Source organism: Empedobacter brevis NBRC 14943 = ATCC 43319, from assembly GCF_000382425.1.
Taxonomy (GTDB): domain Bacteria; phylum Bacteroidota; class Bacteroidia; order Flavobacteriales; family Weeksellaceae; genus Empedobacter; species Empedobacter brevis.
The window spans coordinates 1-12,511 of the sequence record NZ_KB908301.1; the positions used below are offsets into that span (position 1 = coordinate 1).

Annotated in this window: 16 protein-coding genes; all 16 read right to left on the bottom strand. The window is 37.0% G+C overall.

Annotation, left to right across the window (positions count from 1 at the left end; translation table 11 throughout):
• Positions 1-320 (bottom strand): IS66 family transposase (locus H277_RS20440; RefSeq protein WP_033422741.1); only part of this gene is annotated, 320 nt, incomplete at its 3' end.
• 50 nt (positions 321-370) lie between these two features.
• Positions 371-709, bottom strand: coding sequence for an IS66 family insertion sequence element accessory protein TnpB (gene tnpB / locus H277_RS0114540; protein WP_146810844.1), 339 nt, complete (start codon positions 707-709; stop codon positions 371-373).
• 1 nt (position 710) lies between these two features.
• On the bottom strand, positions 711-956 hold the full coding sequence (tnpA, locus tag H277_RS0114545; protein ID WP_154652448.1) for an IS66 family insertion sequence element accessory protein TnpA: 246 nt from the start codon (positions 954-956) through the stop codon (positions 711-713).
• Positions 957-1,014: 58 nt separating this feature from the next.
• A complete protein-coding gene (locus H277_RS0114550) occupies positions 1,015-1,281 on the bottom strand; it encodes a hypothetical protein (RefSeq protein ID WP_019976346.1) in 267 nt (88 codons plus the stop codon).
• A 70-nt stretch (positions 1,282-1,351) separates the two neighbouring features.
• Positions 1,352-3,040, bottom strand: coding sequence for a UvrD-helicase domain-containing protein (locus tag H277_RS0114555; RefSeq protein ID WP_019976347.1), 1,689 nt, complete (start codon positions 3,038-3,040; stop codon positions 1,352-1,354).
• Entirely contained in the window at positions 3,031-5,106 is a 2,076-nt protein-coding gene (locus H277_RS0114560) for an ATP-dependent nuclease (protein ID WP_019976348.1), read from the bottom strand. Before H277_RS0114560 ends, H277_RS0114555 begins: the two co-directional genes overlap by 10 nt.
• Before the next feature lie 345 nt (positions 5,107-5,451).
• Positions 5,452-6,261 carry a PRTRC system ThiF family protein gene (locus tag H277_RS0114565; protein ID WP_019976349.1) on the bottom strand — a complete coding sequence of 270 codons (810 nt, stop codon included), beginning with the start codon at positions 6,259-6,261 and terminating at the stop codon, positions 5,452-5,454.
• Positions 6,261-6,986 carry a PRTRC system protein B gene (locus H277_RS0114570; protein WP_019976350.1) on the bottom strand — a complete coding sequence of 242 codons (726 nt, stop codon included), beginning with the start codon at positions 6,984-6,986 and terminating at the stop codon, positions 6,261-6,263. Before H277_RS0114570 ends, H277_RS0114565 begins: the two co-directional genes overlap by 1 nt.
• Before the next feature lie 10 nt (positions 6,987-6,996).
• Positions 6,997-8,151 (bottom strand): hypothetical protein, encoded by a 1,155-nt coding sequence (locus H277_RS0114575; protein WP_019976351.1) that lies wholly within the window; start codon positions 8,149-8,151, stop codon positions 6,997-6,999.
• A 17-nt stretch (positions 8,152-8,168) separates the two neighbouring features.
• A complete protein-coding gene (locus H277_RS0114580) occupies positions 8,169-8,387 on the bottom strand; it encodes a PRTRC system protein C (RefSeq protein ID WP_019976352.1) in 219 nt (72 codons plus the stop codon).
• Between the two features lie 18 nt (positions 8,388-8,405).
• Entirely contained in the window at positions 8,406-9,023 is a 618-nt protein-coding gene (locus tag H277_RS0114585; RefSeq protein WP_019976353.1) for a PRTRC system protein E, read from the bottom strand.
• Between the two features lie 197 nt (positions 9,024-9,220).
• Complete coding sequence (locus tag H277_RS0114590; RefSeq protein WP_244874901.1) at positions 9,221-9,538, bottom strand: hypothetical protein; 318 nt, start codon at positions 9,536-9,538, stop codon at positions 9,221-9,223.
• 115 nt (positions 9,539-9,653) lie between these two features.
• Entirely contained in the window at positions 9,654-10,169 is a 516-nt protein-coding gene (locus tag H277_RS0114595) for a DUF1281 family ferredoxin-like fold protein (RefSeq protein ID WP_019976355.1), read from the bottom strand.
• 19 nt (positions 10,170-10,188) lie between these two features.
• Entirely contained in the window at positions 10,189-10,572 is a 384-nt protein-coding gene (locus H277_RS20535) for a hypothetical protein (protein WP_019976356.1), read from the bottom strand.
• A 52-nt stretch (positions 10,573-10,624) separates the two neighbouring features.
• Positions 10,625-11,698 carry a DUF932 domain-containing protein gene (locus tag H277_RS0114605; RefSeq protein WP_019976357.1) on the bottom strand — a complete coding sequence of 358 codons (1,074 nt, stop codon included), beginning with the start codon at positions 11,696-11,698 and terminating at the stop codon, positions 10,625-10,627.
• 43 nt (positions 11,699-11,741) lie between these two features.
• Positions 11,742-12,134, bottom strand: coding sequence for a single-stranded DNA-binding protein (locus H277_RS0114610; protein WP_026357630.1), 393 nt, complete (start codon positions 12,132-12,134; stop codon positions 11,742-11,744).
• Positions 12,135-12,511 lie beyond the last annotated feature (377 nt).

The window sequence follows — 12,511 nt, forward strand, 5'->3', positions numbered from 1 at the left end:
TCAAACGGAAGTGCCATTTGATCGGGATTTCCTTCAAAACGCTCACGCTTTTGACCAAATTGCATACGTTTGTACATCTCAATTTGAGCTTTTAGATATTCGCGCTCTTTTAAAAGGGAATCATTTTCCTGAGAAAGGGAATCATTTTCCTGAGAAAGGGAATCATTTTCCTGCGAAAGAGCATCTTTTTCCTGCGCAAGGGAATTTATCTTTTGGTCTTTTTGGGAGTTGTTTTGAGAAAGCGAATTTATCTCAGAATCACGACTAGAAAGCAGCTCTAAAAGCGCTTGTTTTGACAGGTTTTCTAGTTCGTTTTTCATACTGTAAAAGTACCATTTTTAAAGCTTTTGTGCAAGAAAGTAAGCTGATTTTAAGGTAATGAAAATCGCTTTTTTTGAATACTTTTTATTACTTGAATGCCTTCAATCATCAAAATAAGATGGCTCCAACTCAGTTCATTTTTCTGAGTTTTTGGAATCGGAAAAGTACCTTGTTCCAAACGTTTGTAATACAGCACAAATCCGCCATTTTCCCAATGCAACAGTTTTATATGAGTGCGATTTCGGTTTAAAAACACAAAAACCTCACCACTTGTGGCTTGCCGTTGCATCACCGAACTAACCAATCCACAAAGCCCATCAAACGATTTTCGCATATCGCAATAACCGTCGTACAAGTAAAATCGGTGCGAAGAACCAAGCGAAAACACCTTAGTAAAGCTTGATTAATTGCGATAAAAGCGCCAAATTGTTACCTACTTTTAGCCGCACGCCGTTGGGATAAATTAACTCTATCTCATCTTGCGAAGTTTCTTCTTTGATGGCAATGAATTTCCCCGTTTTGGATTTTTTTTCATTGCTTCGTTCTAACCAATAATAAAAAACAGCTTCGCTAATTCCGTTTTCTTTGCAATAAGCGCGTTTGCTTTTTCCACTTTGTTGCCAATGGGCTATCATAGCCAACCTTTGAGTTCTGTTGTCTTGTGTTGTCATGCTACAAAACTAAATCAGCTTTTTAATTAACGCAATATGGGGTTCGTCGGGGGGATACTTCTTTTCTACCCTTTTCCAGATCTGTAGTATATTCATATTCAGGGAAGCAATCAAGTATTGCTGTGTCTAACTCCCATTCCTCATAGTCACTGGTGAAATTTATTTGATAACTAAATTCATATTCACGAATATAAACAGGGAACCGAATTTTATTTTCGATAATTTTTTCCTTAATTTGGTCGATATCTGATTTGCGATTTATTATTATTGATATGTCTGTTTCTATCATTGAGTTTTAATATTAACTATTAGGGTATAGTCAGAATTTGCTAATAGGTTCTTATGTTTATAGTGGCATTCTATAAAAACTCCAAGTCATAAAAACCACTTAAAGAATTCTGGACATTAGACGCTATAGATGGAACAGAAATAAACAGCCTATTCTTTGCTCTGCTTAGTGCAACATAATTTATTCTATGCTCTTCGTTAGCTGCCAAATCACATTCAGCTAAAAAATTGATATCTTTTTCTTCATTTAGAACTAACAGTACATTGTCAAATTCATCACCTTTAGACTTATGAATAGTCTTGTGCAGGCTTATGTCTTCAGGTATAGAAACACATAAAAGTAATTGGTTCAGTGTATGAGTTTCATAAAATGTCTTAATATCCCCACTTCTAAAATTAGCTAAATCAGATACTAAATTTTCTCTTATGAAAGCTGCAAATTGCAACAAAGATTCTCTTTCTAATTCGGAGTGCTTTTCAAGTAAAATGGTTAGGTATTTCAGAGCTTTTTTCTTGCCCTTGAATTTATCGAATTTATAATTAAACTGTTTCTCTAAGACTTTAATCGCATCTTTAAACTTGTTTTCTTTCCCGTAGGCAATTGCTTTTACACAGCAATAAATTATGTTTGAACGCTTAGGGTTGGTATCTACTTCTTTCTGCTTCTCTAATAACTTACTATCTAATCCAGACCCGTTGATCTCTACTTTCATCGCATTTGAGGTTATGTTATCCCTTGAAAGCGTATAAATGCGTTCGTCACTACATTTGGTTTTTGCAGCACGCAATGCTAATATCATATCACCAATAAAAATTATTGGTTTTGCAATTGATACATTCCGAATTTTACTTTGATTTATGTCTTTTCGAAGGTCATTCAAAGAGTCAATGATTTCATTACTACTTCTTCTGTTCTCATTTAAAACAAACTCTTTTATATTGGGCAAAGAAAAAGCTTGGAATTGTGTATGATCAGCTCCTTGAAACTTGTAAATTGATTGGGCCGTATCTCCAATAATACCTATTTTAGTTTCTCCTAATCCAATTTTCTTGAATATTTCTACCTGTATAGGATTACTATCTTGAAATTCGTCAATATAGATATAAGGAAATTTGGTATTTAAGATGTTTACCACAAACGGAAATTTATTGATTATCTGAAAACTAAAGAAAAGAACATCATCATGATGAAGCAAGCCTTTTTCCCACATCATTTTTTTGTATTCCATATAGGAATCGTTTCTAATTGGATATTTTCCAATTTTAAAAGGATAATCAGTTTTAGCTTTCAAGTCGGTATTTTCAAATTTCCATTTTAGATTATTAAATGCTTTAACAACAGTCTTATCGTCATTTATTCTTTGTTGTCCTGTACGATTTTTCCACTCGCTTAGAAAGCCATAATTTGATAGCACTATATCATCATGACCATCCATTTCAGCAATATTAAGACCATATTCAGTCGCAACAAATGATGCATATGGTTTTACAATATTCTTATACAGAAAACTATGAATTGTTGAAACTTCAACTTGATTTGCAGACGTACCTAATCTTTTTTGAATTGTTTCAACAGCTATATTTGTATAAGTGATACAAGCTATTTTTCTTGTCCTGAAAAGATTGCTTGAATTATGTAAAACATTCTTTATGTGATTTATAAGCCAATAGGTCTTACCTGCACCTGGTCCAGCAGATACTTTAAAATGACTTTCAATATCTGCTATAACGCTATCTGAGTTGATAATGATTACTGACATAATTCTTCTATTGCAGATTTTATATAAGGTGGAACATTGAAATCCTTAAAGTCTGGCGTTCCTTTTTTAGACAGGTTTTCTTGAAGAGCATAACATAATTCGAGTGCATTTTCTCCTTTTCCAACTGAATTAAGATATCTTGAAGCAATGATAGCTTTCTTTTTTTCTTCATCTGACATACTTGTATTAGCAATTATGCCCTCATTGATTCTTTTGTTTTCTTCACTGGTTGATAATCTGTTTAGCAAATCTTGAGAAGTTTTACCTGTTGTAGAATACAATGTCATTAAATCATTAATTTCTTTAGCGTTACTTATAGATTCAGTGATTAGAATATCAAGGTTTGGATTACTTAATAGAATCTCATACTCAAAAGTTTTTCCCGTACCTATAGGCTGACTATAAAATGTAATGTTAGGGTGAGTTCCTGTTTTAAATAAATCGGCATTAGGATTAGTTTGGTAATCATAATTAGCGATATCCTGATTAAACTCGAATGGATAACATTTTTTAAATTTACCATCTGGCTTTTCTTGTCTTTCAGGGTCTCTGTCAGTAAGACAAATTACTTTTTTAGGAAGGGTAAAGTCTTGTAAGCTGTTGAAAAGATATAGAAAATGATTAAAATAACGACCCCCAACATTTATTATTGCAACATGATGATCTTCTAATGATTTTTCCATGTAGTTGGCAAAAATTGAAATCAAAAGTTGTTCTGCGATGCCTTCTACCAAAATTATTTTTTGAGCAAACAACATGTCTGATTTTGTTGCATCTAGAAACCGCTGGACGTACTTCTTACTCTTAATATTTTCAGATCCATCGGGCTCTATGAAAACTTTCTTTGGATATCCAATAGTTGTATTTCCTTCTTCATTGTGTAAGCATATTATTTCATCCAATGAAACTGCTGATGTAATATGAGTTGAATGAGTTGTTACAAAAATTTGCCTAACTTTTTTTTCTTTCATATTCTCATTGAGAAACTTCAAAAATTTATACTGCATTGCTGGATGAAGATGTGCTTCCGGTTCTTCAATTGCTAATGTATTAAACACTTTTGCATTTGCGTCTAAATATTCTACATCAGCATTGACTTGCATTTTCGCCAACAACAAAGACATAAAAATCAGATTGTTATAGCCAAGTCCATTGTGTGTGGCAGGAATTTTTATGCCAGTCTCATATTCAACTATAAGCTTTAGAACTGAATACATTTCATTTTCAGAAACACTCCCTTCGAAATTGGGTGTTGCTTTATTGAATGATGCTCCTGTATTTTTGGCGTAAGAAAGAATTTCTTTTTTACCTTCATCTATTCTTTCACTTAGCTCTTTAATAAGCGTATCTGCCTTTTCCGAGAATTGTATCTTTTTGCCTTTTATTTCTAAATGCTTTTGTTCGTTTGTTTTATCAGGATCTTTTTTTATCTCGTAATCCATAAAAAAATCAAAAACTTCTCTCAAAAGAGTATTTCGACCGGTTAACATATCTCTTTCGACATCCCTAATTGCGTTTAGAAATTGAAAATCAAATTTAGACAACGACTCATTATCAGCAATAGATTGATTTATCGGATCACCTCCCCAAATCTTGTATGTATAAAATCTTATGAAATCATGCTTAATAATTTTCCATACTTTATCAATAGCTTTTTCATCATCGTCCGAAACCGTTGATAATTCGGTTATATAATCTTCGTGTTTTTTCTCAGGTAAGAAAAATTCATAAGTAAGGAGTGCTTCATAATCACTCTCAAGTTTAGTAAGCCAATTAGAAATTGTAACCAGATCATCAGGTTCTTGTTCTTTTCCTTTTTCAATGGTAATTGCAATGGTTATCTTTGGTGGATTTGCTTTTAATTCAGCTAAAGTCAAACTTTTATTGAAATCATCTGTATCTAATCTTTTATGATTTTGAGTGTCAATAACTAAAGATAATGCTTTAATAAGATTAGTTTTCCCTGCATTATTATGACCAATTATGACATTTACTCCATCGTTAAATTCAATTTCTTTTTCTTTGAAGTTTCTGAAATTGTTGATTTGTATTTTTGATATGTACATTCAAGAAATAGTTATGGTTTAGTTTTTTTTAATGAATTTGTTTTCACTTTAAACTCTAAGCAAATTTAATAAATTAAAAATTTCAATAACAGACTATCTTAATCAAGCGACGTTCTTTTGCTTCTTTTCTTTGGTCGCTATGTGAAAAGAAAAGAAGTCATTACCAAATACAACAAAAGGGATAAAGAATATCCCACGAGAATAATATCGCAACCTGTTTGGTAAAATGTAGAGAAATGGAATTGTGTAGGGGTGCGTTTTGCAAAGTGGTTGCACCTTTTTAAATGCGAAAAGGCGGTTCCGACCAACGGAAGGATGCGTCTTTCGCCGCCCGACTTTTTGGGGTCAGGCGACTTTTAAGGGTTGGGTTTGGAAATTTTTCAGATTGAGAAAAAATCCCCTGTTTTCTGTCATTCCAAAGCGAAACATATTCCACAACAGCGAACAACCCATTTGAGCCAATGTTGCATTGACATATAAATCCTGCTTTTCCAATGCTTCTGCTAAACTGCAACTTGGCGTGTCGTCTGTTTGTTCGGACTGTTTCAGCAGTTCGCCAAATTCATCTGTAACCATTGGCAGGCTTGCCACCGTTTCATACTTTTCAGAGTCGGGTTGTTTGATTGTTCCGATAGTAGATAGTATCACTTGCCCTGTATCTCTACTGTTTCCAAAATCCAACCAATATTTGGGTTCATCAATGTTGGCTCTGCGTTGTTTACTCATTGCGGTGAGCATTTCAGCAATAGCAAACCTTGTCTGTACGTTATCCACGCAGGAAATATAAATCGTAGATTTTGTGTTTTCGGGCAGTCCTCCTAAAGAATTACGTTCAAACTTTTGGGTTTCTGCTTTCCAATTTGTTCCCATAAAACGATTGACACGGTTTATGAGTGCTACCGATTTGTACAGTCCTGTTTCACTTGGTGCAAATCGCTGTCTGCCCAAATTGGCTTCCGTGATAATGTCATCATCCCACAAACGAACCTGCAATCCTGCGTGTCCCAATTCGGTTAGACTGTGGCTCATTTCCATTAAAGCGGTTAGCACTTTTGAACCTGTGCCACCTGCACCAATCAAATTGACTTCAATCGGGTTTGTCGGACTTATCAAATAATTGTCCGTAAAATGAACGGTTGTTTTTACTGTATTCATCACAATAGATTTTTAAGGATTTTGTTATACGGTTTCAATAATTCTTTCGGAAAGGGTTTATCTGTGTTTATAAGGTCTTTCCATACTTGTACGCAATTGCCTTTTGTGGGATTGTGTTTGCCCAATAAATGGCTGAAATAAGAATTGAAAAAATAGTGTTCCCAAGCGTGAATAAATTCTTCTACCGATGCGGATTTCTTTATGTCTATGCTTACCGTTCCCATACAAACTTTACCATCTTCGTAAATATTGAAAAACGGAGCGTAATGCAGTTTGGTTTTATCGTTCGGTCTTCTATCACTCGCAAGGGCATAAACGGTAATACTGTTTTTACTTGCTTTCCAAATCATTGGCGGTACATAGGCTTTACCGTTGGGTATTTTCAGACTGTCCACAAAAAACAACTTTCTTTGCTGTGCTTTGGTGTACCAAATTACCGTACCTTTTTCCGCACTCGGATTAAGGTGCAAAATGTTTGTTGGTAAAATTCCGTTTGGTTTTAAAAAGGCTTTATCCTTGTCTTTTTCGGTGTTGAGTGACTTTGCCAATACGTTTGCTTCTCTCACGGTCAATGGGTGGGCATTGATAGGGTTTCCGTTATTATCCATATCAAAATGTTCCACATAAACATCCGTTGTCCGTCCTTTGGTTTCATAAAATACCAAAGCCGATTTGGGGTGGTATAATGTCCCGAAATCCTGTGATATATCGTTTATTGTTTCCATATTCTTGCGTTTAACATTGGTGTAAAATATCGCTTAGGTTGTGTAATAATTGAAATAACCTGTTTTCAAAACAAAGGTTGTTGGCGGTTATATCCCTGCCGTCAAACTGTTTTAGTATAATGGGTTCTTCCATTTGTCCGTATTCCTGTATATCGGTGTTTACGGATTCTATTAAGGTTTCATTGAGCCAACCTTTGTGGTCTGCATAAAAGGAAATGTACTTTTCCATTCCAATAACATTATCCATATCTTCTTCAGATGCTTCTCCATTAGGTTTGGCATTTCGGAATACATTCTCATTCGGGTAGGTCTGATACAGGGAAAAGGCTTCCTTTGCTACGGTTAAACATTCCCTGTCAAAATCATTTCTTACTTTGAACTTTTCAATACGCTGTTCAAATACGGTCAGATTGATACGGTTATAAATACTTTGTTCAATAAAATCCCCGATAAATTCAGCTTTTTTTATCTCTGATAAATAAACTTCGGTTTCTTCCGTATAATCGTCCTGTTCCACCCAATCGTTCATCATTTCGTACATCCAATAGAGGTAACTTGCTTCCTGCCTGTAATACGGAATGTCGGCTATATGGTACAGATAAGCACAAACTGACAATAATAAGTGTGCGTTGGCTTTTCTCTTTTTATCGTGCAAAAGGCGGTACAATGGCGAAATAGGAATATAGAACAATGTCGCTCCTGTATTGTAGCGTTCTTCACTAACAAAATAGGTTTTATTGCTATCCTGCACCAAACGAATTTCTTCCCAATCCAAAACTTTACTCTTTAACTTTTCCTCTACATCAGCCATCGCCAATGCCATATTGTAGGGATAGGCAAATTGTTTGGTCTGTGCAGGTTCAATGTTGTAATGCTTTGCCAATTTGGAAAGGGACTGAAAAAAGTCCCTTTCCGTTTTGTCTGATTTCCTGCAAGCCTGTACGGTTTTCGTTTCTTTCAGTTTAGGCAGAAAGGAACATTTTAGAAAACCATTGGCAACATCGCTGTTGGAACTGACCTGCATTTGTCTTTCCGTACTTCGTTTGCATCCTTTGGCTTTTGCATCCAATTGGCGAACTCGTTTAACTGGCGGTGCAATTGTCGTTGCCTTTGCTGTTCGGGTATTGCGATAGTTCCCGATATGATTTTGCGTTGCATAATTCATCGTTTTACATATTTGGTTTAACCTTTAGTTCCCATTACGCTCTCAAATCTGTACTCTACTGCATCATCCTTTATCTGTGGTGCAGATGCTTTTGCGGTGGTCAGTATGGGATACATATTGGCGTAAAAATTCATTACCGCTTCCACGCTCCAACGTGGTTCGGGGTCGGTCAGTCTGATGTCCTGTCCTTTATCTTTGAGTATAAACACTCGTTCCAATTGTGTTGCTAATAACATAATGCTTGTTTTTAATGGTTAATACTCGTTTTCTTCTTCGTCCTCGTCCGTTATGTCTGTCGAACAATCGGCAGTAACCTCTGCCACCTTTGGCAGTTCGGGTGTGGCTTCTTCCATTGCTCCGAAAAGGCTCGGTGTGGCAAACTTGTTTGACAATTCCGTTTTGCGTTTGCGTATCTCGTCCGCTTTTTCGGGGAACTCGGTTATGTCGGGAACTTTCATCCATGCTTCACGGAACTTGCCCTCTTTTTCGAGTTCGTCAGCCTTTGCCATTCCATCTTTAAATTTCTTGTCTTTGGCTTCTTTTTCCTTTTTGTCTTTCTCGGTCTTTTCTTTCTCCATTGCCGATTGCTTTTTGACTTCTTCCATTTGTTTTAAGAATTTTTCCATATCCACCATTACACCCGAAACGGTTTTAATAGGTGCTTTTATCTGCTCAAAAAATCCCTCGTCAAATTCCTGTGGTGTGGCGTTAAACGTCAATGGGGGAATGAGGTTTTTGGCACTATCTCCGCATTGTTCGTTGTTGAGCAGTACCGATACGATAAGATTGTTTTCTGCTCCTTTGGAAATGTTCAGTTGTAATACTCCTGTAAAGTCCAAAGCTTGTATCTGATTGAAAAAATTGGTGTTCATCGTTCTGAAATTTTAATTGTTAACTATTCGTTTTTTGATTGCTGTGAGTTTCTCGTGTATGTCCACCCAATAGGCTTTTTGTCTTTTATCGAAGTCTGAAAAACTTTTGTCCTCGTGGCTGTACCCTGTATTTCTTTTAGCTATTTTGATAGCTTCTTTTAAGTCGGTTATTTCAATTTCACAACCGTTCTAATCGGTTATATACATACCTCTGTAATTAATTGTGATAATGGAAATTCCTCTGACCAAAATTCTTCGCTCGTGTGCTTTCCGTAGGCTTTATACATTGCTGTTCCTGTCTTATATAGTACAAGCCTGTAACAGTCCAAGCTATTTTCGGGTACGGATAATGTTTGGAGTTCTTCTTTGTCAATATCCACGTATGCCATAGGCTTACTTTCAAGCCATTTGTATAAATCGGGGTTGTCGTCCTCGTCAGCCGTATAAAAATCTACTGCCGTATCGTAATAGTTCAGCGATTGTAAGAAGTAATCTTCTGCAAACGGCTTAACCATTTCAAGCCTTTTTTGTTGTTCCTTTTTCCAATCTTCCGTAATGTGGACTATGGCAAAATTGCAATTGTCCCATTCGCTGTTTGTACCTGCTTTGAGTAGTACGTATGCTGTTGGTTTATCTGATAATTTCATCGTTCTGAATGTTAGTGTTGGTAAACTGATTTTCGATTTTACGTTCCAATAAGGTTTCTAAAATTTCGTATTCGCTGTCGTACTCTTCGCCCTCGAAGTGATAGGTATCTGTTTCTTCGTTAAACTCGAACTGCTCAAAATCTTCGCACTCCAAAAAAACATCTGTGAGTAACTTGTCAGCAAATGTTGCCCTGCCACATACACAGTTACCTAATTCCTCATAGTCCTGTGTGAAGTTCACGTTATAGTGTTCTGCTATCTTTTGTACTTCTACAATATTGGGCGACCATTTTGTTTCATATTGGAATAAGCCTGTAACATCATCGTTTTGATAGATTTCAAAGAAATAACCACCGTTATGCTCCGAAACAAATTCGGGTAACTGTCCGCATTCTTCTTCCTGTTGTTTTTCAGCCATTGATTTGAATAGCTGTTGTATCTGTTCGATTGCTTCGGGTTCTCCCTCGAAAACAACCGTATTACTGCACCAATTAGCCATAATCGTTTATTGTTTAAGGTTATGAATGTGATTTTTCAGCGGTGTAAACGCCATATACATAGTAGCCGAATGACTGCTCCCAAAGGCGTATTAAACCGTTCGTGTCTATGTAGAAATACTCTGTACGATTGCAGTAGATAATATGTACTGTTTCGTTCTTGTGCTTCTTTTCAAGGCTCTCGCCTTTAGCCATTTCTTTTGCTTCCTCTATGGTTTTTGCTTTCATATCCTGCTGTCTTGTATCGTTAAAAATTTCTACTATATCCACAATGGCACATTCGGGACAACCCTCTGCGGTTGTAATCTGCTGTATTGCTCCCTGCTTTCCACTTAATGAAAATACTCTTAGCATTGTCGTACCTGTGTCGTGCTTCAGCGTTGCTTCATATATTCCTATTGTCATAGCTTTTGCTTTTAGTAGGCTACCACCGATTAAGGCGGTAGCCTGTGGTTATTTAATTAAGGTTTAGGATTTCCGCACCATCCAAAGCAAAGGCGGTACACAATTCAAATGCTTTCTGCGTTTTCTGTTGAGCCGTTCCACCTAATACAATGCTCTGCAACTTGGCTTCATCATCTTTGTAATTTCTTACGTTCTGATAGTAGCCTGTTACGGCATTATATGCCCCGAACAATGTACCTTTGGTGGTGTCCATTTGCTGTGTGTCGCTTATCATCGCATAGGTAAAAGCATTATCAACCACGTTTTTGAATACGGTTGAAATTTCATCTTCCGCACCTTTGTTGATTAGCTCTAAAGTTTCCTTGTTCGGGCAAAGTGCCAATTGGATTAGCTTTCTTACTTCTCGGTCAGACACTTTTACCTTTGTCCAATTGTTGAAAATGCCCTCTAATTGGTTGCTCAATGTGTTGGCAAGTCCCATAATCTTATGAGCGTTCTCGATACGCTGTTTTGCTCCCGAAGTATGTTTGATACGGACTACATTGGTCATATTGCGTAACGAAGCGTTTAAGGTGTTTTGGCAAACGATACGGATAGGTGTAAACGCTGCGGTAATACTTCCGCTACCATCGTGCGAAGTGGTTAGGAAAATGTACTTTTCCGTAACATCATCGCCATTGCCCACTCGGATATAATCGGGCAGTTTGGCTGTGATAAAAATACGTTCTCCGTTACCCAATGCTCCTGCGGTTTCGTAGAGAATACCCTCGCCACCGCCTACAATGGCATCAAAGAAATTAAAGGCTTCACGGTTTTGTACGATGTGGTAATCTTTACCGACTACTCCCAAAACTGCGTTATTGTCGGTGCGTATGTTAGCGAAATAGTTAGGTACTTCCAATTCACTACTGCCTATCTCAATACCCTGTGCTGTTTCGATGATACCCGAACCTTTGGTAAACAATGGGGATTTTACGACTTCGTAATCTAACCCTGCGTGTCGGATAGCTTCCTCACTCGTTGGGTATTGCTCCACGATTTGCCCCAAACCGTGCCACGCCTTTTGCTGTACTGAAAAAAAACTATGTTTTCCTGTTTGCTCGTTGAAATTGATATTATGTGCCATTTTGATAAAATTTTGATGTTAAAAAATGATTGAATGTTCTTGATTAAAATGGGAGGTCGTCCTCTGTCCCCTGTGCTGTAAATCCGTTGCTTTCAGATTGTGCAGTAGCCTGTATGGTTTCGGTTCTTTTGATACCTCCGTGAAACTTGATGTTTGAGGTATGGAAATTCAAACCTGCTTTCGGCTCTCCGTCTTTGCCTGTCCACGCTCTCGTGCTTACCCTGCCTGTGAGTTCTACCAATGTGCCTTTGGTCAGTAATGATGCTACCTTTGCAGATAGCCAATAGGCACAGTCGAAGTAGGTCGTTTGCTCAATGCGTTCGCCCTGTTTGTTCTTGTAGCTTTCGTTGGTAGCTACTGAAAAGTTTACTACTTGTTTGTCCTGTGACGTTGTGCGTACTTCCGCATCTCTTGTCAGTCTTCCGATGATGTTCATAATCGTTCTTGTTTTAAAAGTTTTACATTTTGTTACGTTCGCTTTTCTCGTTTCCTGCTTCCTGTTGTGGTTTGCTTCGCTTCGCATAATTTTTTCCAAAAGAAAAACCGGAAAAAAGAAAGCAGACTATCAAGGCGGTCAAGAGGAAAAGCCAAAAGGAAACGGAATAATTGGAGGGTACCTTTAGGGAGGAAACCGTTTATGCCGTAGTCTTTTGGCTGGGATTGAGCGTGGGGTGACCGCCGTACTTTGGCTGCCTTTTTACCGGTTGATTATGGAAATATTTTGTCCTAAATTTTTATTGTAATTGACCAGGCTATTAAAGCCTATCCAGAGAGATTTGAAAAATGAAACTGAAAGGGTAATGGATAAGGAGT